The sequence below is a fragment of the Bradyrhizobium sp. CCBAU 21365 genome, from assembly GCF_015291305.1.
GTDB lineage: Bacteria > Pseudomonadota > Alphaproteobacteria > Rhizobiales > Xanthobacteraceae > Bradyrhizobium > Bradyrhizobium elkanii.
Genome location: NZ_CP030036.1, coordinates 1,106,681 through 1,132,762 on the forward strand (window position 1 = coordinate 1,106,681; position 26,082 = coordinate 1,132,762).

The 26,082-nt window shown below is 65.1% G+C and carries 20 protein-coding genes; 7 read left to right on the forward strand and 13 right to left on the reverse strand.

The window, feature by feature from the left end; genetic code table 11:
- Positions 1-12: 12 nt before the first annotated feature.
- Positions 13-1,047 (forward strand): IS110 family transposase, encoded by a 1,035-nt coding sequence (locus XI02_RS05175; protein WP_172648913.1) that lies wholly within the window; start codon positions 13-15, stop codon positions 1,045-1,047.
- A 320-nt stretch (positions 1,048-1,367) separates the two neighbouring features.
- Here the strand turns inward: XI02_RS05175 and rocF are convergent, their stop codons facing one another.
- The 3 genes from rocF to XI02_RS05190 all read right to left on the reverse strand — a co-directional run bounded on the left by rocF (position 1,368) and on the right by XI02_RS05190 (position 5,991).
- Positions 1,368-2,345 carry an arginase gene (gene rocF / locus XI02_RS05180; protein ID WP_069279148.1) on the reverse strand — a complete coding sequence of 326 codons (978 nt, stop codon included), beginning with the start codon at positions 2,343-2,345 and terminating at the stop codon, positions 1,368-1,370.
- Positions 2,346-2,489: 144 nt separating this feature from the next.
- Positions 2,490-3,311, reverse strand: coding sequence for an acyl-CoA thioesterase II (locus XI02_RS05185; RefSeq protein WP_172648912.1), 822 nt, complete (start codon positions 3,309-3,311; stop codon positions 2,490-2,492).
- 136 nt (positions 3,312-3,447) lie between these two features.
- Positions 3,448-5,991: a glycogen/starch/alpha-glucan phosphorylase gene (locus XI02_RS05190; RefSeq protein WP_172648911.1), complete on the reverse strand. Its 2,544-nt coding sequence runs from the start codon at positions 5,989-5,991 to the stop codon at positions 3,448-3,450.
- Positions 5,992-6,260: 269 nt separating this feature from the next.
- Between XI02_RS05190 and XI02_RS05195 the strand changes: the two genes are divergently transcribed.
- Entirely contained in the window at positions 6,261-6,494 is a 234-nt protein-coding gene (locus XI02_RS05195; RefSeq protein ID WP_069279146.1) for a hypothetical protein, read from the forward strand.
- A 253-nt stretch (positions 6,495-6,747) separates the two neighbouring features.
- On the opposite strand, the gene XI02_RS05200 is transcribed toward XI02_RS05195, so the two are convergent.
- Positions 6,748-7,041, reverse strand: a complete 294-nt coding sequence (locus tag XI02_RS05200; RefSeq protein ID WP_172648910.1) for a GIY-YIG nuclease family protein — start codon at positions 7,039-7,041, stop codon at positions 6,748-6,750.
- Positions 7,042-7,235: 194 nt separating this feature from the next.
- Here XI02_RS05200 and XI02_RS05205 point away from each other — a divergent pair, with 194 nt between their 5' ends.
- Positions 7,236-7,667 carry a hypothetical protein gene (locus XI02_RS05205; protein ID WP_016843277.1) on the forward strand — a complete coding sequence of 144 codons (432 nt, stop codon included), beginning with the start codon at positions 7,236-7,238 and terminating at the stop codon, positions 7,665-7,667.
- Positions 7,668-7,688: 21 nt separating this feature from the next.
- On the opposite strand, the gene XI02_RS05210 is transcribed toward XI02_RS05205, so the two are convergent.
- Together XI02_RS05210 and pyrE are read right to left on the reverse strand one after the other, a co-directional pair.
- Entirely contained in the window at positions 7,689-8,486 is a 798-nt protein-coding gene (locus XI02_RS05210; protein WP_172648909.1) for a DUF2865 domain-containing protein, read from the reverse strand.
- Positions 8,487-8,674: 188 nt separating this feature from the next.
- A complete protein-coding gene (pyrE, locus tag XI02_RS05215) occupies positions 8,675-9,238 on the reverse strand; it encodes an orotate phosphoribosyltransferase (RefSeq protein ID WP_018269561.1) in 564 nt (187 codons plus the stop codon).
- A 250-nt stretch (positions 9,239-9,488) separates the two neighbouring features.
- Here pyrE and XI02_RS05220 point away from each other — a divergent pair, with 250 nt between their 5' ends.
- Entirely contained in the window at positions 9,489-10,115 is a 627-nt protein-coding gene (locus tag XI02_RS05220) for a glutathione S-transferase family protein (RefSeq protein ID WP_016841252.1), read from the forward strand.
- Positions 10,116-10,231: 116 nt separating this feature from the next.
- On the opposite strand, the gene XI02_RS05225 is transcribed toward XI02_RS05220, so the two are convergent.
- The 7 genes from XI02_RS05225 to XI02_RS05255 form a co-directional block, all read right to left on the reverse strand.
- Positions 10,232-10,867 (reverse strand): LysE family translocator, encoded by a 636-nt coding sequence (locus XI02_RS05225; RefSeq protein ID WP_026192149.1) that lies wholly within the window; start codon positions 10,865-10,867, stop codon positions 10,232-10,234.
- Positions 10,868-11,097: 230 nt separating this feature from the next.
- The gene (gene polA, locus XI02_RS05230) at positions 11,098-14,136 is read right to left on the reverse strand and encodes a DNA polymerase I (protein ID WP_172648908.1); all 3,039 of its coding nucleotides are present in this window, start codon (positions 14,134-14,136) and stop codon (positions 11,098-11,100) included.
- A 359-nt stretch (positions 14,137-14,495) separates the two neighbouring features.
- A complete protein-coding gene (locus tag XI02_RS05235; protein WP_172646394.1) occupies positions 14,496-15,530 on the reverse strand; it encodes an IS110 family transposase in 1,035 nt (344 codons plus the stop codon).
- A 174-nt stretch (positions 15,531-15,704) separates the two neighbouring features.
- Entirely contained in the window at positions 15,705-16,442 is a 738-nt protein-coding gene (locus XI02_RS05240) for a response regulator (protein ID WP_172648907.1), read from the reverse strand.
- Entirely contained in the window at positions 16,439-18,187 is a 1,749-nt protein-coding gene (locus tag XI02_RS05245) for a DUF3369 domain-containing protein (protein WP_016847581.1), read from the reverse strand. Before XI02_RS05245 ends, XI02_RS05240 begins: the two co-directional genes overlap by 4 nt.
- The gene (locus XI02_RS05250; protein WP_172649294.1) at positions 18,157-20,223 is read right to left on the reverse strand and encodes a HAMP domain-containing sensor histidine kinase; all 2,067 of its coding nucleotides are present in this window, start codon (positions 20,221-20,223) and stop codon (positions 18,157-18,159) included. The genes XI02_RS05245 and XI02_RS05250 overlap by 31 nt, the downstream gene beginning before the upstream one ends.
- 34 nt (positions 20,224-20,257) lie before the next feature.
- Positions 20,258-21,214, reverse strand: a complete 957-nt coding sequence (locus tag XI02_RS05255; RefSeq protein WP_172648906.1) for a TRAP transporter substrate-binding protein — start codon at positions 21,212-21,214, stop codon at positions 20,258-20,260.
- Positions 21,215-21,511: 297 nt separating this feature from the next.
- Between XI02_RS05255 and ugpB the strand changes: the two genes are divergently transcribed.
- From ugpB to XI02_RS05270, 3 genes are all read left to right on the forward strand, one after another.
- A complete protein-coding gene (gene ugpB / locus XI02_RS05260) occupies positions 21,512-22,750 on the forward strand; it encodes a sn-glycerol-3-phosphate ABC transporter substrate-binding protein UgpB (protein ID WP_244981172.1) in 1,239 nt (412 codons plus the stop codon).
- Between the two features lie 227 nt (positions 22,751-22,977).
- Positions 22,978-23,925, forward strand: coding sequence for a phosphotransferase (locus XI02_RS05265; RefSeq protein WP_172648904.1), 948 nt, complete (start codon positions 22,978-22,980; stop codon positions 23,923-23,925).
- A 247-nt stretch (positions 23,926-24,172) separates the two neighbouring features.
- A complete protein-coding gene (locus XI02_RS05270) occupies positions 24,173-25,795 on the forward strand; it encodes an ABC transporter substrate-binding protein (protein ID WP_172648903.1) in 1,623 nt (540 codons plus the stop codon).
- Positions 25,796-26,082: the final 287 nt, after the last annotated feature.

The window sequence follows — 26,082 nt, forward strand, 5'->3', positions numbered from 1 at the left end:
AGGGAGCCGTCCGTGAGAGAGATTATCCGCATCGGTATGGATACGTCGAAGCATATTTTTGTGCTGCATGGGGTTGATGCAGCCGAGCAGGTTGTGTTGCGCAAGAAGCTGTCGCGGAAGCAGGTGCTGGATTTCTTCGCCAAGTTACCGCCGACGGTGATCGGGATGGAGGCCTGCGGAGGCTCGCAGCATTGGGCGCGAGAGCTTGGCAAGCTCGGCCATGAGGTGAAGCTGATGGCCCCGCAACTGGTGAAGCCCTACGTGATGCGGAACAAGAACGACGGGCGGGATGCGGAAGGGCTGTGTGAAGCGATGGGCCGGCCGAGCATGCGCTTTGTGCCGGTCAAGACGGCCGAGCAACAGGCCGCGCTGATGCTGACGGGTATCCGCGATGGATTGATCGCCCGGCGCACCCAGCTTGGCAATACGATCCGTGGCCATGCGGCGGAGTTCGGCCTGATCGCAGCCAAAGGGGTCGACAAGGTCGAGCCGCTGCTGGCGCGGATTGCGCAGGACGAGACGCTTCCCGCCCTGGCGCGCGAGTTGTTTGTCGTGCTGGGCCGCGAGTACGCCAGGCTCGAGGGCGAGCTTGGGGAGATCGAAGCCAAGCTGATGGCCTGGCACCGATCCGATGCCACGGGTCGGCGTCTGGCGCAGATCCCCTCGATCGGTCCAATCATTGCGACGATGCTGGTGATGAAGACGCCGGATCCGCTTGCCTTCCGTTCCGGCCGGCACTTTGCGGCGTGGCTCGGCCTCACACCTCAAGACCATTCCACCGGCGGCAAGACCAGGCTCGGCAAGATTACGCGGGCGGGCGAGGAGGACTTGCGACGGCTGCTGGTGATCGGGGCCACGGCGGTGATCCAGCAGGCCAGGCGGGGACGCGGTCATCACTCGCGCTGGCTGCTGGCCCTGATCCAGCGCAAGCCGCCGAAGCTTGCGGCCGTGGCGCTCGCCAACAAGGTGGCCCGCATCGCCTGGAAGCTGATGGCAACAGGTGAGAGCTACGATGTGGCACGGATGAATCCCATTCCGGCCACCTAACAGATTGGCCGGCCGGCGGGCTCGCTCGCCGGTCGACCCGGAGCTGCAGGAGCAGATGGAGCGATCGATCGAGCAACGATGCGAGACAATCCGTGGGACCCATCGGCCGTCAACAGGTCGCCTGGTTGTTTGGAACTCGCATCGCGCAACCCATCTTGGCCAGCGATCGACCCGATCGCACTCAACAGGCCGGACATATGGATGCAAGCGATCCGATCTCACCAAAAAGCTCTTGTGCCACGGGGGCCGTCCACATATGGGTCCCGGCTCCCGTGCGCAATTGCGCACTAGGCCGGGACGACATCGCGTGTGTTGCTTCGCTACTCCCCCATCTCCGGCAGCACCGCGTTGCTCGGCGTCTGGCGGTCGGTGATCTGCAGGCCGAACAGGCTGCCGATCAATTCGACCGCGACGCGCGCGGTGCGGCCGCGCTCGTCGAGGAAGGGATTGAGCTCGACGATGTCGAGCGAGCGCACCAGCCCGGAATCGTGCAGCAGCTCCATGATGAGATGGGCTTCCCGATAGGTCGCGCCGCCCGGCACCGTGGTGCCGACGCCGGGCGCCACCGCCGGATCGAGGAAGTCGACATCGAACGAGACGTGCAGCACGCCGTTCTTCGCCCTGACGCGTTCGATGACGCGGCGCGTGAGCACCGCGACGCCGAACTCGTCGATCTGGCGCATGTCCGCGATCGACACATTGCGCTGCCGCAGCAGCTTGCGCTCCAGCGGATCGACCGAACGCGTGCCGATCAGGTCGAGCTGATCGGGCGGGATCGAGGCGCGCGGCAGCCCGCCGAGCAAATCGTCGAGACCAGGCTCGCCGCACAGGAACGCGGCCGACATGCCGTGCATGTTGCCGGTGATGGTGGTGGCCGGCGTGTTGTAGTCGGCATGCGCGTCGACCCACAGCGCAAACAGCGGCCGGCCTTTTTCCTGCCAGTAGCGCGCGACGCCGTTGATCGACCCCATCGACAGCGAGTGATCGCCGCCCATGAAGATCGGAATCGCGCCGGAATGCGCCAGCCAATAGGCGCGCTCGGAGAGCGCGCGGGTCCAGGTCTTCACTTCGTCATAGAACCGGGTGTTGGCCGGCACCGGGCCGTCGGCGATCACCTGGGGGATCGCAAGGTTGCCGTGGTCGTCGACCTGGAAGTCGAGCTGCTCGAGCAGGCGCGCGATGCCCGCGGTGCGCAGCGCGTCCGGTCCCATCAGCGGGCCGGCCTGCGACGCGCCGATCTCGATGGGAACGCCAAGCAGGGCGATGCGCGAGGGCTTTGACGTGTCGGCTTCGGACATGCAGCAGTGCTCCCAAAGGTGTGGAACAGAAGCGACGTGCCAATGTTCCCTCAACCCTTGAAATAGGCAATGCGGTCGGCACAGACCAATGTGGATATTTGTCTACGGCTCTACACGAGCCGGTGGCCGATCTGCTCGAAACGCCTACGCCTTGAAATAAGCGATCTGTGTCGTGGTCGCGAGCAGCCGGCCGGACGGCGACCACAATTCGCCGTGCTGGTCGCCGTAGCTCTTGTGGAAGGTCTTGGCGTCGGCTGTGGCGAGCACGCGGGTGGTATCCTCCGCGTCCAGGTCGGCCGCGTCGGCGTGGAAATAGGTCGTCAGCGACACGGTGCCGAACGGCACCAGCTCGTGCCTTGCGTGGAAGACGCGGCCGAAGAACGCGTCCGACATCGACATCAGCGATAGCGCATCGAGCTTGCGCGGCACACGGTCGGCGATCCAGAGCTTTGAATAGGGGCTCGACGGCTGCTTCGCGCCGCTGTCGCCGGCGAACCTCGGCTCGCCCTCGGCGAAGCGGAAATCGTACTGGTTGGCCCAGGTCATCTTGAGCTTCGGAAAGGAGCGCAGCTGTTCGAACGGCACGGCGCCCGGAAACCCGGCCGGCTGGTGCGACCAGGACGGGCGGCGCTCGGCGAACACGGCGGTTGCCAGCGTCGCGACCTCGCCGCCGCCCTGCGTCATCTCGACCGACCAGTGCTGGCTCGAGCGGTTGGCCTTGACCAGGCGGACGTCGAGATCGAACGCGCCCTCGGCGACCGGCGCGCAGTAGTTGACCGTCAGCGCCAGCGGATCGCCCGCGCGCTGCGGGTGCTGCATCAGTGCGCGCAGGATGGTCGCGGCGGTGCAGCCGCCGAACGGGCCGACGAACGCCCAGTAATCGGGACTGGTTCGTCCCTGCCAGCGGCTGTCGCCGGCGGTCACGGCGGTGGCTTCATCGAAAAGGTGCGGGGTCTTGGTGAGCATGCAGATCTTTCAGTATCGACTGGCGCTTCCGTCACCGCCAGGGGCGATGACGAGCAATGACGTCCGTCATGCAATATCGCGGGCAATGGCGCGGAATTCAATGATGTCGGGCGTAATCGATTTCCGCGTCCCGGGATTATGCCTTCGCCTCGCGCTGGTTGCCGAGCTGCGGCGAGGCGCCCGGATGCACCGGCACGTGCCAGATGTCCTCGGCATATTCGCGGATGGTGCGGTCGGAGGAGAACCACGCCATGCGCGCGACATTGAGGATCGAGGCGCGGGTCCAGGCGGAAGGCACGCGCCAGCGCGCGTCGATGCCGCGCTGCGCGTCGTAATAGGAATCGAAATCGGCCGAGACCATGTAGTGGTCGAGGTAGCGCAGCGCGTGTCCGATCGAGGCGAAGCGCGCGGCATCGCCGGGCGAGAACTCGCCGCTCTCGATGGCGCGGATCGCGCGCTCGAGCCGCGGCGATTTGCGGATCACGTCGCTGGCGTCGAGCCCCTGCTTGCGGCGGACCATGACGTCGCCGGCCTCGAGGCCGAAGATCGCGATGTTCTCCTCGCCGACATTGTCGCGGATCTCGATATTGGCGCCGTCGAGCGTGCCGATGGTCAGTGCGCCGTTCAGCGCAAGCTTCATGTTGCCGGTGCCTGAGGCCTCCATGCCGGCGGTCGAGATCTGCTCGGAGAGATCGGCGGCCGGAATGATCACCTCGGCGAGGCTGACATTGTAGTCGGCGAGGAAGGCGACCTTCAGCCTGCCGCCGAGCGAAGCGTCGTTGTTGACGACCTCGGCGACGTCGTTGATCAGCTTGATGATCAGCTTGGCGTAGCGGTAGCTTGCGGCCGCCTTGCCGGCGAAGATTTTCACGCGCGGCACCCAGTCGCGCTGCGGCTCGTCCTTCATCGCGTGGTACAGCGCGATCGTCTCCAGGATGTTGAGCAGCTGCCGCTTGTATTCGTGGATGCGCTTGATCTGCACGTCGAACAGCGCCGAGGGATCGACCTGGATGCCGTTGCGCTCGCGGATCAACCGCGCCAGCGCCAGCTTGTTGTGATGCTTGACGTCGCGGAAGCGCTTCTGGAATTCCAGATCGCTCGAATGGGTTTCGAGCCGCTCGAGCAGCGAGAAGTCGTCGAGCACGGCCTCGCCGCAGGTTTCGCGCAGCAGCGCGGTCAGCCGCGGGTTGGCCAGCATCAGCCAGCGGCGGAAGGTGATGCCGTTGGTCTTGTTGGTGATGCGCGATGGATAGAGATGGTGCAGGTCGTGGAACACGGTCTCCTTCATCAGGTCGGAATGCATCGCGGAGACGCCGTTGATGCGGTGCGAGCCGACGAAGGCGAGCTGGCCCATCCGCACGCGGCGGCCGCTGCGCTCGTCGATCAGCGAGACCGAGGCGCGGTATTCGATGTCGCCGGGGAAGCGCTCCTCGGCGAGCGCGAGATGGGCCACGTTGATGCGGTAGATGATCTCGAGATGCCGCGGCAGCAGCCGCTCGAACAGTTCGACCGGCCAGGTCTCGAGCGCCTCGGGCAGCAGCGTATGGTTGGTGTAGGACAGCGTCGCGACCGTGATCTTCCAGGCCTCGTCCCAGCGGAAGTTGTGCAGGTCGACCAGGATGCGCATCAGCTCGGTGACCGCAAGGCTCGGATGGGTGTCGTTGAGCTGCACCGCCGCCTTCTGCGCGAGGTTGCGCAGGCCGCCGTCGGAGGCGAGATGCCGCTTCACGAGATCCTGCAACGAGGCCGAGACGAAGAAATATTCCTGGCGCAGCCGCAGCTCGCGCCCCGCCGCGCTCTCGTCGTTCGGATACAGGAATTTGCAGATCGCTTCCGCGCGCGCCTGCTCGGCGCTGGCCGAGACGTAGTCGCCGGTGTTGAAGACGTCGAGCTGGAGCGGATCGGGCGCATGCGCCGACCATAGCCGCAGCGCGTTGACGTGCTGGCCGCGCCAGCCGACGATCGGCGTGTCGTAGGCCATGGCCTCGACGGTTTCCGCCGGGTGCCAGGTGGCGCGGTCGCGGCCGCGGTCGTCGACATGCTCGACATGGCCGCCGAAGTGAACGTTGTAGACCACCTCCGGCCGCTGGAATTCCCAGGGATTGCCGAAGGCGAGCCACTCGTCGGGATATTCCTGCTGCCAGCCATGGTTCATGATCTGGCGGAACAGGCCGAAATCGTAGCGGATGCCGTAGCCGGTCGCGGGGATCGCCAGCGTCGCCATGCTCTCCATGAAGCAGGCCGCAAGCCGGCCGAGGCCGCCATTGCCGAGCGCCGCATCCGGCTCGCATTTGCGCAGGTCCGAGAGATCGACGCCGAGGTCGCCGAGCGCCGCCTCGAACAGCGGCAGCAGTCCCATATTGTTCAGCGCGTCGGTGAACAGGCGGCCGATCAGGAACTCGAGCGAGAGATAGTAGACGCGCTTGGCGCCAGCGTCGTAGCTTTGCTTCTCGGCCGTCAGCCAGTGGTGCACGATGCGGTCGCGCAGCGTCAGCGCCGCGGCCTTGTACCAGTCGCGTCTGGTCGCAACGGTGGCGTCCTTGCCGATCGCAAGCCGAAGCTTCGCCAGGATCGCGCTCTTGATCTCGGTCAGCGCCAGCTCGTCGATCGGCTGGTTCAATGCCGGGTAGTTTGTCTGTTCCTGCAACGCGCCCAATCCCTGCCGTTCAAACCGGAACATGATGCGATGACGCGCGTCATGACCCCATCTCATTGGTGGAGCATGGTTCCCCCGGAAATCCCGGTTCCGCAGCCTTCCGATCACGCTCCAGCGCAATGATACCCGCGTTGCATGGCAATCGAAACCGTCAGGGACGGTGCCATACACAGCGCTGCCGTGATTTTATGCAAGGACCGGGCCGCTTCGGGAACCTTCCGGACCAGCCGTCATGGGTCTACCATGGCGTTGCAGAAGCCGGGATTTCGCGACAATTGACCGGAGCATGCACGATGAGACTCTTGATCGAGATCGCGGCCGCGGCGTTGCTCGTGGTGTGCATCACGGCGACCAGCGCAGCCGACGCAGCGGGCAAACCGGGCCGCAGCGCGGACGGCCTGAGTTGCAGTTTCAGCGTGGCGCAGAACGCATCGCCCGCCGCGCGCTGCGCCGCCATCAAGCGGCAGTGCGGCGGCAAGTTCTACGCAAATGCCTGCGGCGACAAGCTGCTCTCGGCGATGAATTGAGCGGCCGCGCAGCGCGCTTTCGCGCGCAATCCGAAACACCGTGGTGATACGGATTTCCAAGCCTTAACGGAGCCTTTACAAACACAGCTGTCGCTCGTGGGGCGGGCACGTTTTTCAGCTCCGACGCATTTCATTCCGAAGCCATTTTCAACGGGCCGCTGACCTGGTCAGCGGCCCGAATTGCTTTGCGGGCAGGCATGCAGTGCCGCCCACATCGTCGTCCTGGCGAAAGCCGGACCCATTACCCCAATAGTCAGATGAGGCCCGACAGGTCGTTCCAATCCGGATTTTCCGCTTCGATCAGCTTGATCTTCCAATCGCGCTTCCAGAACTTCAGTTGCTTCTCGCGGGCGATCGCTTCCTGCGGCGTGGCGAATTCCTCGACATGGACGAGGCGGAAGACCTGATATTGGTACACAAACTTGGAGCCTCGGCCGGAACGGTGCAGTTCGAGCCGCAGGCGAATATCGTTCGTAACGCCGATGTAGATCGTGCCGTGATGCCGGCTTGCGAGGATGTAGACGTAATAGCTGCCAGCGGTGCTCATTCGTGGCCCAAGCTCGCGAGATGTCGGCCTATTGGGGTAATGGGTCCTGGCTTTCGCCAGGACGACGTCCGGGGGCGGTCTATAAACCAATCAGAACGAATTAAGAACACTTTAGCAAGTCTTTGATATATCATTGTGATTCGGTGCCTGCGCCGACACAATATCTATGGTCTTTCAGTCTCTGCGAGGACTACATGTCCACCATCGCCTTCGATCAATTCGCCCTGACCCGGATTGCCGATTTCGCGCGGTCGCTGTCGCGGCTGCACCAGGCCTCGCGCCGCCAGCCGATCGACGACGACCAGCTCGATCGCGAGTTCAACGCGGTCTGCATGTCGATCTGGGGCTACACCACGGATGATTTCAGCGACGAGCTGTTCTCGGACGAGGATCACGCCTGGCTCGACTCGCTCGATGAAGCGCATGCGCGGATTTTCGCCGGCGAGCAGGGTTATGATCTCGTCGACGATCACGGCATGCTGACGGACTGGTGGGGCTATTGCTGGATGATCCTCGCCGAGAAGCGCGGCATCCTCAATCCGGAGAACCGCGCGGCCGCGCGGGCCGCGATCGAGGAGAAATACATGGCCGCGCCGAACGTGATCGGCGTGATCGTGGCGCGCTGACAGGCGCTCAGCTCGAGGCCGTCAGTTCGCCTCGGCCCGCTTGGCGGGCTTTGCGGCGTTGCCCTTCGGCGCAACAGAAGACGGTGCCGACGGCGCCACATCGCGGCCGGTTTCCGGCAGCGGCGCATCGCCCGCGATCTCGGCGCTGACGGGGGCGACCTTCATTTCGCCGAGCCGCGCGCGGACCGCCGAGGTCAATCCGGGATAGGAGGCGACCGGCGTGAAGTCGAAGGACTGCTCGTTGCCGACGCGGATACCGGTGTAGGCGACGAGGCCGTCGGTGGTCGCGATCACGTCGCCGGCACGCAGCGAGGCATCGAGCGCGAGGTCGACCGGCGCGAGCCCCGCCGGGTCGCGGCCGTTGCAAGTGCAGTCGGCGCGCAACGCCTTGCGATAGGCGAAGGCGTTCTCGCTGTCGGCGTAGCGTTCGCCGGCGGTCGATGCGGCGCTGTCGATATGGCTGCCGTAATAGACCTTGGTCGCGCTCGCCGGACAGAAGGCCTGGCAGAGCTGCGCCGGCGTGGCGTTGCCGCGCATCGTCAGCGGAAAATATTTGCCGTCGCAGCTGCGCACGCAATATGCCGGTCCGGAACCGGCCACGCGCGGCGCCGAGATGGGGGCGGACGGCTGCCGCTCGGCCTGCTGGTTGAGGCCGAACGGGTCGGCGAAGAAATTGGCTTGCGGCGGCGCCTGCCGGCTCTGCTGCTTCTGGGAACCGCCGAAGAAGAAGTCGAACAGCCCCTCGGCCGAGACGGGCGCGGGCACCACCAGGACGGAACCCGCTAAGGCTGCGGCGGCCAGCATCACGCGGCGCCGCATGCGCCGATCACTCAACTCTGTACGCAACGCCAACTCCACCCGACGCGCCACGCCGCGGCGACAAGCTGCCCCGGCGGACTCACCTTAAGGCGGGATGGTAAACGAGCGATTGATTTGGGGTGACGGCGTCACATGAAACGCGCACCGCGCGGCGATACGCGACGACGGGAGTCAGCCGCGAAAGAGCCTCAATCCTTCAGGAACTCGCCCGCCTTGTACAGCGCGCGGAACGGCAAGCCGGCTTCGGCAAATGTCTCGGTCGCGCCTTCCTCGCGGTCGACCATGGTGAAGACCAGCGCGATCTCGCCGCCGGCCTCGCGCACGGCTTCCACCGCCTTCAGCGCCGAGCCGCCTGTCGTGGTGACGTCCTCGACAATCACGATGCGCTTGCCCGCAAGGCTCTCGCCCTTCGCAAGCCCTTCGACGGAAAGCTTCGCGCCATGCTCCTTCGGCTTCTTGCGCACGAAGAACGCCGCGATCGGGTGGCCCTTCAGCCAGGACAGCTGCGCGATCGCGCCGGCGAGCGGCACCGCGCCCATCTCGAGCCCGCCGACGAAGTCGAGCTTGTCGTCCTTCAGCGCTTCATAGGTGAGCTCGGCGAGCAGCGCCGCGCCCTCGGGATCGAGCATCGTCGGCTTCAGGTTGAAATAGAAGTCGCTCTTGCGGCCCGACGCCAGCGTGATCTCGCCGCGGCCGAACGAACGCTTGCGGATGATCTCGGCGAGGCGGGCGCGGGAGGCTGATTTGGACAAAGGCTTTTTCCCTTGAGGGTTTGAGGCGGGCGGCAATCTATCCACGCTTACCGGCACATTCCAGCGTGGAAATCGGGCCGTCAACAGTGCCCAAGCCGCGATTTCCGCGGGCGTGCTTTCCGGAAAGCGCGGTTGTGCGGCCGTTCCGTTCCCCGTAAGCAGGCGCCAAACACTCGGCCAAACACTTGCCCAAACACTTGCCCAAACACTTGCCCAAACACTTGCCCAAACACTTGCACGGGAAGCGGAAATGACCATCGAGCTGCACACCTGGAACACCCCCAACGGCCGCAAGATCTCCGTGGCGCTGGAGGAAATGGGCCTGCCCTACAAGGTGATCCCGGTGAACATCGGCAAGGGCGAGCAGATGGCGCCCGCCTTCCTTGCGATCAGCCCGAACAACAAGATCCCGGCGATCGTCGATCCGGATGGGCCGGGCGGCAAGCCGGTCAGCATTTTCGAATCCGGCGCGATCCTGCTCTATCTCGGCGAGAAGACCGGCAAGTTCCTGCCGAAGCCGCTGGCGGAACGGATTCCGGTCTATGAGTGGCTGATGTGGCAGATGGGCGGCTTCGGCCCGATGCCGGGCCAGGTGCACCATTTCATCGCGCTGGAGAACGAGCAGGACCGCGCCTACGGCCTGAAGCGCTACATGGCGGAGACGCGGCGACTCTACGGCGTGCTGGACCGCCGGCTTGATGGGCGCGAATTCGTGGCCGGCGATCTCTCGGTCGCCGATTTCGCCATCCTCGGCTGGGCCTGGCGCCATCCGCGCCACAAGGTCGAGCTGGCCGACTTCCCCAACGTCAAGCGCTGGTACGAGACGCTGATGGCCCGCCCGGCGACGAAGCGGGGCATGGAGGCGAAGCTGGATTGAGGAGAGGTCGTCATTGCCGGGCTTGACCCGGCAATCCATCCTCTTCGCAAGCGAGTCTTGACGCCTGCATGCGCAGGCGATGGATGCGCGGGTCAAACCCGTGCATGACGAGTCGGCTAGGCCCTTCGCGCCTCGAGCGCCATCTTCATCGCCAGTCCCGCCAGCACCGTGCCCATCAGCCAGCGCTGCACCAGCAGCCAGCTCGGGCGGGTGCCGAGGAACACCGCGATCGAACCGGCGGCCAGGGCGATCATCGCGTTGACGCTGACGCTGATCACGATCTGGATCGAGCCGAGCGCGAGCGACTGCGTCAGCACGCTGCCGCCGGCGGGATCGATGAACTGCGGCAGCAGCGCCAGATAAAGCATCGCGATCTTCGGGTTGAGCAGATTGGTGACGAAGCCCATCGCGAACAATTTGCGCGGGCCGTCGACCTTCAGCGCCTTGACCTGGAACGGCGAGCGGCCGCCGGGCTTCAATGCCTGCCACGCCAGCCAGAGCAGATAGCCCGCGCCGGCAAAGCGCAGCGCGTCATAGGCGTAGGGAATCGCAAACAGCAATGCGGTGATGCCGAACGCCGCGCACAGCATGTAGAACACGAAGCCGAGCGCCACGCCGCCGAGCGAGACGATGCCGGCCGCGGGCCCCTGCGTGATCGAGCGCGAGATCAGATAGATCATGTTCGGCCCCGGCGTCAGCACCATGCCGAGGCAGATGAGCGCAAAGCCGAGCAAAGCGGATGTGTGGGGCATGACGGGTCTCGCGAGGAATGCGCGCACTTCTAGCGTGTCATCCGCGGCGCGGCCATCTCGGAATTGCTCTCGGAGCAATGTGGTGGCGGCGGTGCAAGGGCTCCCTCTCCCGCTTGCGGGGGAGGGCGGGGTGGGGGTGCCTCCGCGCAGAGTCTTTCAGCGGAGAGAGCCCCCACCCGCCGCGCTTCGCGCGTCGGCCTCCCCCGCAAGCGGGAGAGGCGAAGGAGCCGCTAATGCGCCTCGTCCCAGTTGTTCGCGGCGCGGGCGTCGACCTGCAGCGGCAGCGACAGGAGCACCGCCGGGAACGGCGCGTCCTGCATCACCTTCTGCACCACCGGCAGCGTCGCCGCGACCTCATCGTCCGGCACCTCGAAGATCAGTTCGTCATGCACCTGGAGCAGCATCTGCGCCGAGAGCTTCTTCTCGGTGAGCGCGTCCTCGACGCGGATCATGGCGCGGCGGATGATGTCGGCCGCGGTGCCCTGCAGGCGCGCATTGATCGCGGCGCGTTCGTTGAAGGCGCGCACCGAGGCGTTGGAGGCCTTGATGTCGGGGTAGTAGCACTTGCGCCCGAACAGCGTCGTCACATAGCCGTTGCGGCGGCAGAAATCCTTGGTCTCGTCCATATAGGCGCGGATGCCCGGGAAGCGCTCGAAGTATTTCTTGATGTAGGCCGAGGCCTCCTCGCGGGCGATGCCGAGCTGGTTGGCGAGGCCGAACGCCGAGATGCCGTAGATGATGCCGAAATTGATCGCCTTGGCGCGGCGCCGCACCTCGCTCGGCATGTCCTTGATCGGCACGCCGAACATTTCGGAGGCGGTCATGGCGTGAATGTCGAGCCCGTCGCGGAAGGCCTGGCGCAGCACCGGCACGTCGGCGATCTCGGCGAGCAGCCGCAACTCGATCTGCGAGTAGTCGGCCGACACCAGCTTGTGGCCGGGCGTTGCGATGAAGGCGCGGCGGATCTTGCGGCCGTCCTCGGTACGAACAGGGATGTTCTGCAAGTTCGGCTCGTTCGACGACAGCCGGCCCGTGGTGGTCGCGGCCAGCGCGTAGGTGGTGTGGACGCGATGGGTCTGCGGATTGACGTAGGTCGGCAGCGCGTCGGTATAGGTCGACTTCAGCTTCGAGACCTGGCGCCACTCCAGGATCTTCTTCGGGAATTCGTGGCCTTGCTCGGCGAGCTCGTCGAGCACCTGCGCGGTGGTCGACCACGCGCCGGTCTTGGTCTTGCTGCCGCCGGGCAATCCCATCTTGCCGAAGATGATGTCGCCGATCTGCTTCGGGCTGCCGACATTGACCGGCTCGCCGGCGATCTCCTGGATCTCGGCCTCGACGCGCGCCGCGGTCTGGGCGAAATCGCCCGACAGCCGCGACAGCACCTGGCGGTCGATCGAGATGCCGCGCCGCTCCATCCGCGCCAGCACCGAGACCAGCGGCCGCTCCAGCGTCTCGTACACCGTCGCCATCCGCTCGGCGACGAGACGCGGCTTCAGCACCCGCCACAGCCGCAGGATCACGTCGGCGCTTTCGGCCGCATATTCGCTGGCCTTGTCGATCGTGACCTGATCGAAGGTCAGCTTGCCCTTGCCGCTGCCAACGAGGCCGCCGTAGTTGACGACGGCGTGGCCGAACCAGCGCTCGGCGAGCGCCTCCAGCGCATGCGAGCCGCGGCCCGCATCGAGCGCGTAGCTCATCAGCTGCGCATCGTCGATGTTGCGCAGCGTGATTCCGTGCTGCGCCAGCATCACCGAGGTGAACTTGACGTCGAAGCCGACCTTCTGGATGCCGACGGATTCCAGCAGCGGCCTCAGCGCCGCCAGCGCCTCGGCCGTCTTGATCTGGCCGGGTGCGAGGCCGGCATCGAACAGGCCCGCGCCGCCGCCGGCCTGCCGGTGGCTGAGCGGGACGTAACACGCATCGTTCGGCGCCAGCGCCAGTGCAAGGCCTGCGAGCTCGCCCTGCATCGGGTCGATCGATTCCGACATCGCCTCGATCGCGACATAGCCGGTGTCGGGCACGCGGGCGATGAAGGCGTTGAGCTGCTCGAGACTGCCGATCGCCTGATACGCCTTGCGGTCGAAGCCGGTCTTCCGGATCGCCTCGCCGCGGGCCTCGGCCAGCGTCGCCGGGGTGCCCTTCAGGCTCGAATTCTTGTCGTCACGCGCGCCGGTCGGCTTGGCTTTCGGCAGCGGTGCCGCGGCCGATGCCGGAGCGTCTCCGGGCACAGGCGTCACATCCGACGACGGCAATGGCGAGAACACGCTCGCGCCGCTCTTGTTGCCGGGATCGGCATCGACATTGGCCGGGTCGATCTGCGCGTAGTCGGCGACGCGGCGGGTGAGGGTGGTGAACTCCATCGCCTTGAGGAAGGCGATCAGCCGGCGCGAGTCGGGCTCGTTCACGGCGAGGTCGTCGAGCGGCACTTCGAGCTCGACCTTGTCGTCGAGCAGCACGAGCTGGCGCGAGATGCGCGCCTTTTCGGCGTTCTCGAGCAGCGCCTCGCGCCGCTTCGGCTGCTTGATCTCGCCGGCGCGGAACAGCAGCTGATCGAGATCGCCATATTCGATGATCAGCTGCGCGGCGGTCTTGATGCCGATGCCGGGCACGCCGGGCACGTTGTCGGTGGAGTCGCCGGCCAGTGCCTGCACCTCGACCACCTTCTCCGGCGGCACGCCGAACTTCTCGATCACCTCGTCGCGGCCGATGCGGCGATCCTTCATCGTATCGTACATCACGACCTTGTCGTTGACGAGCTGCATCAGATCCTTGTCCGATGACACGATCGTCGTGGTCGCGCCGCGCTCGCTGGCGAGCCGCGCATAGGTCGCGATCAGATCGTCGGCCTCGAAGCCGACCTGCTCGAGGCAGGGCAGTTCGAAGGCGCGCACCGCCTCGCGGATCAGCGCGAATTGCGGGATCAAATCGTCGGGCGCCGGCGGCCGGTGCGCCTTGTAGTCGGGATAGAGCTTGTTGCGGAACGTGATCTCCGACTTGTCGAACACGATCGCCAGATGCGTCGGCCGGTTGTCCTCGGGCATGTCGCGGAGCAGCTTCCACAGCATGTTGCAGAAGCCGAGCACGGCGTTGACCTGCAGCCCGTCGGATTTGCGGTTCAGCGGCGGCAGCGCGTGGTAGGCGCGGAAGATGTAGGACGAGCCGTCGACCAGAAAGACATGGTCGCCCTTCGCCGTGGCCTTGGCGGCAACGGGCTTCGGGGCGGTCTTCGATGCGGGTTTGGCGGGGGCTTTGGAGGCTGTTTTCGGCATGGCCGAAACTTAGGGATTTTTGCGCGGATTGACAGCCTTTGTGTCGCTGAATCCGCCGGTGCCACACAATCAAATCGTCGTCCCGGCGAAGGCCGGGACCCATATGTGGACGGCCCCCGTGGCACAAGAGCTTTTTGGTGAGATCGGATCGCTTGCATCCATATGTCCGGCCTGTTGAGTGCGATCGGGTCGATCGCTGGCCAAGATGGGTTGCGCGATGCGAGTTCCAAACAACCAGGCGACCTGTTGACGGCCGATGGGTCCCACGGATTGTCTCGCATCGTTGCTCGATCGATCGCTCCATCTGCTCCTGCAGCTCCGGGTCGACCGGCGAGCGAGCCCGCCGGCCGGCCAATCTGTTAGGTGGCCGGAATGGGATTCATCCGTGCCACATCGTAGCTCTCACCTGTTGCCATCAGCTTCCAGGCGATGCGGGCCACCTTGTTGGCGAGCGCCACGGCCGCAAGCTTCGGCGGCTTGCGCTGGATCAGTGCCAGCAGCCAGCGCGAGTGATGACCGCGCCCGCGCCTGGCCTGCTGGATCACCGCCGTGGCCCCGATCACCAGCAGCCGTCGCAAGTCCTCGTCGCCCGCCCGCGTAATCTTGCCGAGCCTGGTCTTGCCGCCGGTGGAATGGTCTTGAGGTGTGAGGCCGAGCCAAGCCGCAAAGTGCCGGCCGGAACGGAAGGCAAGCGGATCCGGCGTCTTCATCACCAGCATCGTCGCAATGATTGGACCGATCGAGGGGATCTGCGCCAGACGCCGACCCGTGGCATCGGATCGGTGCCAGGCCATCAGCTTGGCTTCGATCTCCCCAAGCTCGCCCTCAAGCCTGGTGTACTCGCGGCCCAGCACGACAAACAACTCGCGCGCCAGGGCGGGAAGCGTCTCGTCCTGCGCAATCCGCGCCAGCAGCGGCTCGACCTTGTCGACCCCTTTGGCTGCGATCAGGCCGAACTCCGCCGCATGGCCACGGATCGTATTGCCAAGCTGGGTGCGCCGGGCGATCAATCCATCGCGGATACCCGTCAGCATCAGCGCGGCCTGTTGCTCGGCCGTCTTGACCGGCACAAAGCGCATGCTCGGCCGGCCCATCGCTTCACACAGCCCTTCCGCATCCCGCCCGTCGTTCTTGTTCCGCATCACGTAGGGCTTCACCAGTTGCGGGGCCATCAGCTTCACCTCATGGCCGAGCTTGCCAAGCTCTCGCGCCCAATGCTGCGAGCCTCCGCAGGCCTCCATCCCGATCACCGTCGGCGGCAACTTGGCGAAGAAGTCCAGCACCTGCTTCCGCGACAGCTTCTTGCGCAACACAACCTGCTCGGCTGCATCAACCCCATGCAGCACAAAAATATGCTTCGACGTATCCATACCGATGCGGATAATCTCTCTCACGGACGGCTCCCTTGTCTGAGATTTGCAACAACCTCATTCTGGCACAACTGATGCCGTAGGGGGCCGTCCACCCCATCAACCACAGCCGTTCGCTGTTGGAGCTCGCTGTGGCCCTATCGTCGTCTCACCACAGGTAGTCGGGGTAATAGGTCCCGGCCTTCGCCGGGACGACAATCAGGCCTTGTCCCCGGTCGGCGAGAACAGGTAGCCGCCGCCGCGGATGGTCCGGATCACCGACGGCTTGGTCGGGTCGAATTCGATCTTGCGGCGGATGCGCATGATGCGCAGGTCGACGGCACGGTCGAAGGCTTCCGCATCGCGCGCATTGGCGAGTTCCAGGAGCCGCTCGCGCGACAAGACCCGCTTCGGGTTGGCCGCGAACACCTTCAGGAGGCCGAATTCGGAGGCCGTCAGCGGATGCTCGTTGCCCTCGTCGTCGCGCAGCGCCTGGGCCTCGAGATCGAGCCATTTGGTGCCGAACCGCACCAGCTGCTCCTTTTCGGCCTTCGCACTCGCTGGTTCCGGCGTCGCCGCTTTCGCCGGCCCGCTCCGCCGCAGCACCGAGCGGATGCGCGCCATCAGCTCGCGCAATTCGCAGGGCTTGGCCACATAGTCGTCGGCGCCGAGCTCCAGCCCGACGACCCGGTCGATCGGGCTGGCAGTAGCTGTCAGCATGATGACGGGGACGTTGATCTTGCTCTTCAGGTCGCGAATGATCGACAGTCCGTCTTCCTCGGGCATGTTGAGGTCCAGCACCACGAGATCGGGCGTGCAGCCCTCGATCTCCTTGCGCAGGCTCTTGCCGCCATCACACAGCGTCACGCCGAAGCCGTGCATCTTGAGGTAATCGCCGACCATTTCGCGGGCCGGCGCCTCATCGTCCACGATGAAGATATGCGGGTTCTGGCTCATGATGTCTCTGTCGCCGGCAGTGTAACCGTAAAGGTCGACCCCTGTCCGGGGCCCGGGCTCTGCGCGGTCACATGGCCGCCATGCATGTCGATGATGCGCTTGACAATGGAAAGGCCGAGCCCGGTCGAGCTCTCGCCCGCCGTCGGCTTGGCCGACAGCCGCTGGAACCGGCCGAACAGCCGGCCGAGATCCTCGGGGCTGAGGCCGGGACCCTGGTCGACGATCCGGATCACGGTGTCGTCGCCCTCATGGCTGACCGTGACCGTGATCTTGCCGCCGATCGGCGAGTACTTGATGGCGTTGCTGACGAGGTTGTCGATCGCCTCGCGGATCCGGTCGGCGTCGCACATCGTGACGAATTGCTGCGGCCCCGAGACCGAGATGCTCTGCTGCTTGTTGACCGCCGATGGCAGATTGGCCTCGGTGACCTCGTTGACCAGCGCCGCGACGTCGACCGGCTCGCGGCGGATGGTGATGTCGAAGGCATCGGCCATCGCGTCCGAGATCAGATGGTCGACCATCGAGGTCAGCCGCTTGGTGGCGTCCCTGATGTGCTCGACCTGCGACGTGACGTTTTCCTTCGGCGAGCCGGCGCCGATCAGTTCGGTCAGCATCTCGGTGCGGCCGAGGATGACGCCGAGCGGGTTCTTCAGATCGTGGGCGACGGTGCCGAGGATCTCGTTCTTGAAGCCGTTGGCGCGCTGCAGCCGCAGCCATTGCGCCGAGAGCCGCCGGTTGGCCTGCATCAGCGCGCGGGTGCGCTGCGCGACGCGGTCCTCGAGCTGGGTATTGGCCTCGTGCAGCTGCTGGTAGAGGATTACGTTGTCGAACGCGATCGACAGCCGGCTCGAGAAGATCTCGACCAGCGCACGGTCGGTGTCGGAGAGCTGGCGCTCGGCCTGCAGCAGCACCACGACCTCGCGGCCGCTGCCGGTGCGCGAATAGAGCACGCTGCGGTGGTCGGCGAACTCGTTCTTGCGGCGCTGGAACGCTTCCTCCACCATGTGCCGCAGGTCCGGATCGAGCGCCTTCGACGAGGTGGTGCCGATGAAGCGGCTGTAGCAGCCCGAGCAGGCCAGCACCGAGAAATCGGCCGCGGCCGCGTTGCCGTCGTCGCGCAGCACCAGGATCCCCGCGCAATCGACATTGAGCAGCGAGGCGAGTTGCGTCAGCACGCCTTCGGCGAGCCGCTGCATCGACTTGAAGTCGTACAGCGTCGAGGCTGCGTCGATGATGATCTCGAGCCCGCGCCGCGTCTGCACCATGCGCTCGAGCTGCTGGTAGCTGCGCAGCGCAGCGGTCAGCGACGTGAACAGCTTGTCGGCGGTGAGCTCGGTCTTCGCCTTGTAGTCGTTGATGTCGTACTGCACGATGACGCGCCGTTCCGGCGCCTGGCCGGGCTGGCCGGTGCGCAGGATGATGCGCACGGTCTCGTTCTTGATCTCGTTGCGGATGAACTCGACGAGCTCGAGGCCGGCGACGTCGGTCTCCATGATGACGTCGAGCAGCACGGCTGCGATGTCGGGGTTGTCCCGCATCAGCGTGCGGCCTTCGGCCGCAGAGTAGGCCGAGAGGATCTCCAGCGTCGAACCGTTCAGGTTGTAGTCGCTCAGAGCGAAGCGGGTGCCTTCATGGACGGCGTGATCGTCGTCGATGACGGCGATCTTCCACTTGCGGGCCGACGAGTCCTCCGGGGGGCTCTCGGTATCGTCGATCAGTTGGAGGACATCGTCCTGTTCGGCCATTGACTGGTTCCGTCGGCTGCTGCGTCAGCGATCGTGGGCTCGCCCTTGGCAGCCCCCTTGGCGATACTGGGCATGATAATGCGAAAAGTGGTGCCTTGTCCTACCCTTGACTCCAGCATCATGCGTCCACCGAGCTGCTGGGTGACGAGGTTATAGACGATGTGGAGGCCAAGGCCCGTACCACCTTCGTTGCGGCGCGTCGTAAAGAACGGGTCGAACGCCTGCCGCTGCACGTCCGGCGTCATGCCCGCCCCGTCGTCCGCGAAAATGATTTCGACATCGTCGGCGCCGCGCCCGCGCGCCGAGATGGTGATGGTGCCGGAGCGGCCATCGGCGAAGGCATGATTGACGGCGTTGAGGAAAAGATTGGTTAAGATCTGCCCATAGGCGCCGGGATAACCGTCGATCAGGAGCCCCTCGGGCACATCGACCGACAGCGCGATCGCGGCCTTCTTCAGCACCGGCCGCAGGCTCGCCACGATCTGGTCGGTGGATTCGCTCAAGGCAAACTGCCGGCGCTCGGCATGCGAGCGATCGACTGCGACCTGCTTGAACGACTGGATCAGCTCGCCGGCGCGCTGCAGGTTCGCGACCAGTTGCTGCGATGCGTCACGCGAGGCGCGCACGAACTCGTCGAGCTTGGAGCGGCGCAGCGGCTCGGTCTTCAGGTCGTTCTCGAACAGCTCGCTGCGGCGGGCGAAGCTCGAGGCCACCGTCAGGCTGATGCCGATCGGATTGTTGACCTCGTGCGCGACGCCGGCAACGAGGCCGCCGAGCGCGGCGAGACGCTCGGCATCGATCAGGTTCTGCTGCGCGGTATTGAGCTCGAGCAGCGCGCTTTCGGCCTCCTCCTTGGCGGTGCGCAGCTCGTCCTCGGTCTTGCGCTTGGCGATCGCGTTTTCACGGAACACTTCGACCGCGCGCGCCATGGCGCCGACCTCGTCCTTGGCCGAGGTGCCCTGCACCGGCCGGTCGAGATCCCCCGAGGTGATGGTGCGCATCGCGGCCATGATCTGCGCCAGCGGCAGGCGGATCGACAGCGCGATCATGACGCCGGCCGACATGATGACGCCGAGGAAGATCACGGCAATCGACAGCACCCGGCGCGAGATCGAGGTCAGCGTCTTGTCGAACGTCTCCTGCGCCTTCTGCTCGCGCTGGCGCATCTTCACCGAGAGATCGTCGATCGCGCCGATCGCATCCGCCTGGCTGGCGTCGATCGAGTTGCGCAGCAGATCGGTGCGGTTGGTGAGCTGCTCGCTGAGCTTGCCGAGCCCGTCGCGCAGCTCGGCGGTCTTGACCTTGAGCCGCGCCAGCGCCATGCGCTGCAGATCGTTCTCGGCCAGATCGGTCATGACGGGAATCGTCCGCTCGATCGTATCGATGTTGCGGCGGGCTTCCTCGGCCGACGAAGAGGCCAGCGAGAGATAGTAGGCGTTGGCGGCGACCAGCAGCGAGGTGAACGCTTCGCGCGACTTGCCGAGCGCGGGCCAGATCAGCGCATCGCGATGGCCGGTCGCGCCCTCGATGATCGAATAGAGCCCGGCCATGTCCTTGGTCGGCGACAGCACCTGCTCGTCATAGGTCTTGGCGATCCTGGTCTGCACGGTGCGCAGTTCGCCGAAGCCGTCGAGGAAGCGGCTGGTGACGCGCTCCAGCTGCTCGACCGAGCCGGACAGCATCGGGTCGGTCGAGGCCCGGTTGGTCAGCGTGCCGAGCACGGCCTCGCGGAGCAGCAGGATTTCCGCGAACAGGTCCGGGCTCGGCTGGTTGATGTAGCGATGGATCAGGTTCTGCAGGCGGCTGGTCTCGCTTTCGAGCTTGGCCAGGATCTTGTCGGATTCCCGCACCTGGCGGACATCCTCCCAGGCCGAGCCGAGCACCTTCGCGCCGTTCCAGATCAGCACCGCCAGCACGATCACGACCGCGGAGTTGAGCAGGGCGATCGAAAGGATGCGCCAGCGGATCGGCACCGCACGCAGCAGCTGGACGATGCGGAAACGGCCCTGCGGCCCGAAGGCCGCCCGCCGTCGCATCGTCCCGTCCTGCTTTGCTGCGTCCAAGATCCGGTTACTCCACGTTGCGGATGCGTTCGATCAGCGCCGATGTCGCGGGATCGCGCTCGGCCCTGGCGTAGATGCCGGCCATTGCAGCTTCGAACGGCTTGCGATCGATGTCGGTCACGATCTCGACGCCCGCCAGCTCCGCCTGCTTGCGCGAGCGCTCCTCGAGCTCCCGCCACCTCCCGCGCATGTAGACGCTGGAGCGCTGCGCGGCCTCGCGGAAGATCGCCTGCTCCTCGGGCGAGAGGCTGGCCCAGGCCTTTTGCGACATCAGCAGCACGTCCGGACTGAAAGTGTGTTGGGTCAACGTGTAGTAGCGCGCGTGTTTGTAGTGACCGGTGGTGACGAAGGACGCCCAGTTGTTCTCGGCGCCGTCGATCAGCCCGGTGGCGAATCCGGTCAGCACCTGGCCGTAGGGCATCTGGACCGGCTGGGCGCCGAGCGCGCGCATCACGTCCGACATCCGTTCGGATTGCTGCACGCGCAGCCGCAGTCCCTTGACGTCGTCGAGCGAATGGACCGGATGGACGCTGTTATAGATCGAGCGGGCGCCGGAGTCGTAGAAGGCCAGCCCGACGAAGCCGTGAGCCCCGAGACTGTTCAGGATCTCGCTGCCGATCGGTCCATCCAGCACGTTCTGCAGGTGTTCGGGCGATCGAAACAGGAACGGCATTGCCAGCACGTTGACCGACGGCACCATTGTCCCGATCAGCGCGACATTGGTCCGGTTCAGGTCGATGGCGCCGGCCCGGGTCTGCTCCAGCGTCTCCCTTTCCTCACCGAGCTGGCGGGAATGGAAGACCACGATGCGGTGCCGGCCGGCGGTGCGTTCGGCGATCAGGCGGTCCATGTAATTCAGCGCCTGGACGGTCGGATAGTCCTCATTCTGGGTATCGGCGGTACGGAATTCGCGCGCGAAAGCGCTCGCCGGGACCGCTGCCCATGACAGCGCGACGGCAAGCATCGTTATCCGCGAAAGGCCGGCGCGGCGGTACACAGGCTACAATTCCCCTTGTGATTTGTGTCCAGGGCGGGAAGAAAAGGTTCAACGCATTTTTAGCAGAATGGCGCTGGTTCGCCATCGGCCAAACGTTAAATCCGCGCTGCAACCTGTGGTGTCGGTTGAATCTGCGGTTGTGGCGCCTTATGAGGGCGTGTTGGCATCCGGGAACGGCTCGTCGTGAAGTTCGCTTTGAAGCTCCTGCCCCTCGTCGTCGCGGCTCTTCTGCTTGTGTCGCCGGCGCGAGCGGCCACCGAGATCATGTGGTGGCACGCGATGTCGGGCGAGCTCGGCAAGCAGCTCGAGAAGCTTGCCGCCGATTTCAACGCCTCGCAATCCGACTACCGGATCGTGCCCGCCTACAAGGGCAACTATACCGAGACCGTCACCGCGGCGATCTTCGCCTTCCGCTCGCGCAGCCAGCCGGCGATCGTACAGGTCAACGAGATCGCGACCGCAACCATGATGGCGGCCCGCGGCGCGATCTATCCGGTGTTCGAGCTGATGCGCGATCAATCCGAGGCATTCGCGCCGTCGGCCTATCTGCCCGCGGTGGCCGGCTACTATGCCGATGTCGACGGCAACATGCTGTCGTTCCCCTTCAATGCCTCGACGCCGATCCTCTACTACAACAAGGACATGTTCCGCTCTGCCGGGCTCGATCCCAGTGTGCCGCCGAGGACCTGGCCGGAGCTCGGCGTCGTGGCCAAGCGGCTGCGCGCGGCGGGCGCGATGTGCGGCGTGACCACGTCGTGGCCGTCCTGGATCAATGTCGAGAACTTCTCCGCCTTCCACAATCTGCCGATCGCAACCAAGGCCAACGGGTTTTCCGGGCTCGACGCCCAGCTGATCTTCAACAACCCGCTGGTGGTGCGCCACATCGCGCAGCTCGCGCAGTGGCAGGCCGACAAGACCTTCGACTACAGCGGCCGCGGGCAGGCGGCCGAGCCGCGTTTCCAGAAGGGCGAATGCGGCATCTTCATCGGCTCGTCGGGCACGCGCGCCGACATCAGGGCCAATTCCAAATTCGAGGTCGGCTACGGCATGATGCCGTACGAACCCGACGTGCAGGGCGCGCCGCAGAACTCGATCATCGGCGGTGCGACGCTGTGGGTGCTGCGCGACCGGCCGCGCGCCGAATATGCCGGCGTGGCGAAGTTTTTCGCCTATCTGTCGCGGCCGGAGGTGCAGGCCGCCTGGCACCAGAACACAGGCTACCTGCCGATCACCCGCGCCGCATTCGATCTGACCCGCGCGCAGGGTTTCTACGATCGCAATCCCGGCGCCTCGATCTCGATCGAGGAGGTGACGCTGAAGCCGCCGACCGATAACTCCAAGGGCATCCGCCTCGGCTCGTTCGTCCTGATCCGCGACGTGATCGAGGAGGAACTCGAGCAGGTGTTTTCAGGCAAGCGATCGGCGCAAGCCGCGATGGACAACGCCGTCGAGCGCGGCAACCGCCTCTTGCGCCAGTTCGAGCGCGCCAATCCGGATAGGTGAGGGGCATCCAGACTGCTCAACTGTTTCTCCGTCATCCTGAGAGGATGTGAATGTATCGCTCGCAAGCGGCGCCACACACTCAGGGTCGTCCTGGCGAAAGCCAGGACCCATTACCCCGGCTGCTCATCGTTGCGCGAGGCTAGGGCCGCGATCCCGCTTACAATCAAATTCGGTGGTTATGGGTCCTGGCTTTCGCCAGGACGACAGCGTTGAGAGGCCGCGCGCGAATGCATCTTCCTTCCCTGACCGACTACGACTCCTACCGCGCCTGGCGCGGCGACGCGTCGCGCTGGCTGCCGGTCGCGCGTGATATTGCTGATGGCCTCGGGCTGTCGTGCGTCGCGCCGCATGTGTTCTCGACCGGCACCAATCTGGTTGTCGGGCTGGACGATGGCCTGATCCTCAAACTCTTCCCGCCGTTTCTGCGCCCGCAATTCGTGTCCGAGCGCGGCGCACTCGCGGTGTTGAGCGGACGGCTCGGCATTCCGATCCCCGACCTCATCGCGGAGGGTGAGCGTGACGGCTGGCCGTATCTCGTCATCACGCACCTCGCCGGCACCGTCGGCTCGGAGGTATGGCCGGCGCTGTCGGAAGCCGAGCGGGAGCGTGTGCTCGGCGAGATCGGGGCCGTGATTGCGGAGGTGCAGCGCGTGCCGCCCGGCCGCCTGCTCGCGCTCGAGCCGCGCTGGGAGGTTTTCATGCACGGGCAGATCGCGCAGTGCCGGGCGCTGCACGAACGGCTCGGCCTGCCGGCGAAATTGCTCACCTCGCTCGACGATCTGCTGCGCGACGCCACTGAGTTGATTCCGATGAGCGCGCCGCCGATGATCCTGACCGGCGAATACATCCCGGAGAACTTTCTGCTGGGACGCCGGGCCGACGGCTGGCACGTCGCCGGCCTGTTCGACTTCGGCGACGTCCGGACGGGGTGGGGCGAGTACGACCTGCTCGGCCCCAGCGCCTTCATGGCCGCCGGGCATCCCCGCCGGGTCCGCAGCCTGTTCGACGGCTTCGGCATCTCGCGCACTGACGTGACGTTCACGCTGAAGCGGCGGCTGATGGCGCTCTTGATGCTGCACTCGGCCAGCGATCCGCTTCGGCATATCTGCATCGCGGGCTGGCCGGACCGGGTTGATGACTTCGTGCAGTTGCAGGAGTTGATCTGGCCCGACTAGCTCTCTTCAGCGCGCGACATCCATTGTCGGCCACAAAGCAAGCAGGAGCCATTTCCTGCTCATATCTTGAGCATATAGCCTGTCTTTGTATGCAATTGACGATCTGAGATTTTGCCCGACCGGGATACCGGTCGGCGTTTTCTCCCGCCTCGGCAAGGCATTAGCAGGACATAAGCTTTCGTTAAGGGTTGGCACAATCCTTGCGATCTGAGTTCCAAGGCCGTTTCCCAAGGCGTTGGAGCATCACATGAAGCGTCGCGATTTCCTCAAATCGGTGTCCGGGCTGGCAGCGGGCGCCTTGGCGCCGACCGCGCCCGCGATCTGGTCGCCGGCCAAAGCCGACGCGCGCTCCGAGACGCTGCTGATCGTTTCCGAAGGCGGTCCCAACAATCTCGACATCCACGGCGTCGGCACGAATGTGCCGGGCTACGAGGTGTCGTGGAATTGCTACGACCGCCTGATCAGCCACGAGATGAAGAGCGGTCCGGGCGGCGTGCCCTATTACGACCGCGACAAGTTCAAGCCCGAGCTCGCCGAGGACATCAACATCGGCGACATGTCGGTCACCTTCAAGCTGCGCAAGAACGCCAAATTCCACGACGGCACGCCTGTCACGGCGAAGGACGTCAAATGGTCGCTCGACCGTGCCGTCTCTGTCGGCGGCTTCCCGACCTTCCAGATGAGCGCGGGCTCGCTGACCAAGCCCGAGCAGTTCGTGATCGTCGACGACACCACGGTGCGCGTCGACTTCCTGAAGAAGGACAAGCTGACGATCCCCGACCTCGCGGTGATCGTGCCCTGCGTCGTCAACTCCGAGCTCGTGAAGAAGAACGCCAGCGAAAAGGATCCCTGGGGTCTTGAATTCACCAAGCAGCAGACCGCGGGCTCCGGCGCCTACAAGGTGACCAAGTGGACCGCCGGCACCGAAGTCGTCATGGAACGCAACGACGATTGGGTCTGCGGTCCGCTGCCGAAGATCAAGCGCGTGATCTGGCGCATGGTGCCGCAGGCCGGCAACCGCCGAGCGCTGCTCGAGCGCGGCGATGCCGACATCTCCTACGAGCTGCCGTTCAAGGATTTCCAGGAGATGAAGGCGAACGGCAAGCTCAACGTGGTGTCGCTGCCGTTCTCCAACGGCATCCAGTATATCGGCATGAACGTGACCAAGCCGCCGTTCGACAATCCCAAGGTGCGGCAGGCGATGGCCTACGCGATGCCGTATCAGAAGATCATGGATGCGGTGCTGTTCGGTCTCGCCAACCCGATGTTCGGCGCGGCAAAGGACAAGCCGACCGAGGTCGCGTGGCCGCAGCCGACGAAGTATTTCACCGACATGGAGAAGGCCAAGGCGCTGCTCACGGAGGCCGGCTACGCCAACGGCTTCGAGACCACGATCTCGTTCGACCTGAATTTCGCTGGTGTCAACGAGCCGCTCTGCGTGCTGGTGCAGGAGAGTCTGGCGCAGCTCGGCATCAAGACCACGATCAACAAGGTGCCCGGCGCCAATTGGCGCACCGAGCTCACCAAGAAGGAAATGCCGCTGTTCACCAACGTGTTCTCGGGCTGGCTCGATTACCCCGAATACTTCTTCTACTGGTGCTATCACGGCAACAATTCGATCTTCAACACGATGAGCTACAAGTCATCAGAGATGGACAAGCTCATCGACGGCGCGCGCGTCGCCGCCGCGAATGGCGACACCGCGGCCTACGACGCCGACGTCAAGGGCTTCGTCGATCTCGCCTTCGCCGACATCCCGCGCATCCCGCTCTATCAGCCCTTCGTCAACGTCGCGATGCAGAAGAACGTGACGGGCTACCAATACTGGTTCCACCGCCGCCTCGACTATCGCGCGATGGCGAAGGGGTGAGGGCGGTGATGCTGATGGCCCGCGACGATCTTGCGTATGTGGCTCGTGGTGAGGTGGCCACATCTCTCAGGCTCCCTCCCCCCTTGCGGGGGAGGGCAATAGCATATGGCAGCGACAAGCTTGGCGGCGCTATTTCCACATCGTCATGGCCGGGCTTGTCCCGGCCATCCACGTCTTTTTCACGCGGAAGCCAAGACGTGGATGCCCGGCACAAGGCCGGGCATGACGAGTTTGTAGAGGGATCGAGCGCACATGCGATAGCTCTTGGGGTGCGTGGGGGAGGGAGC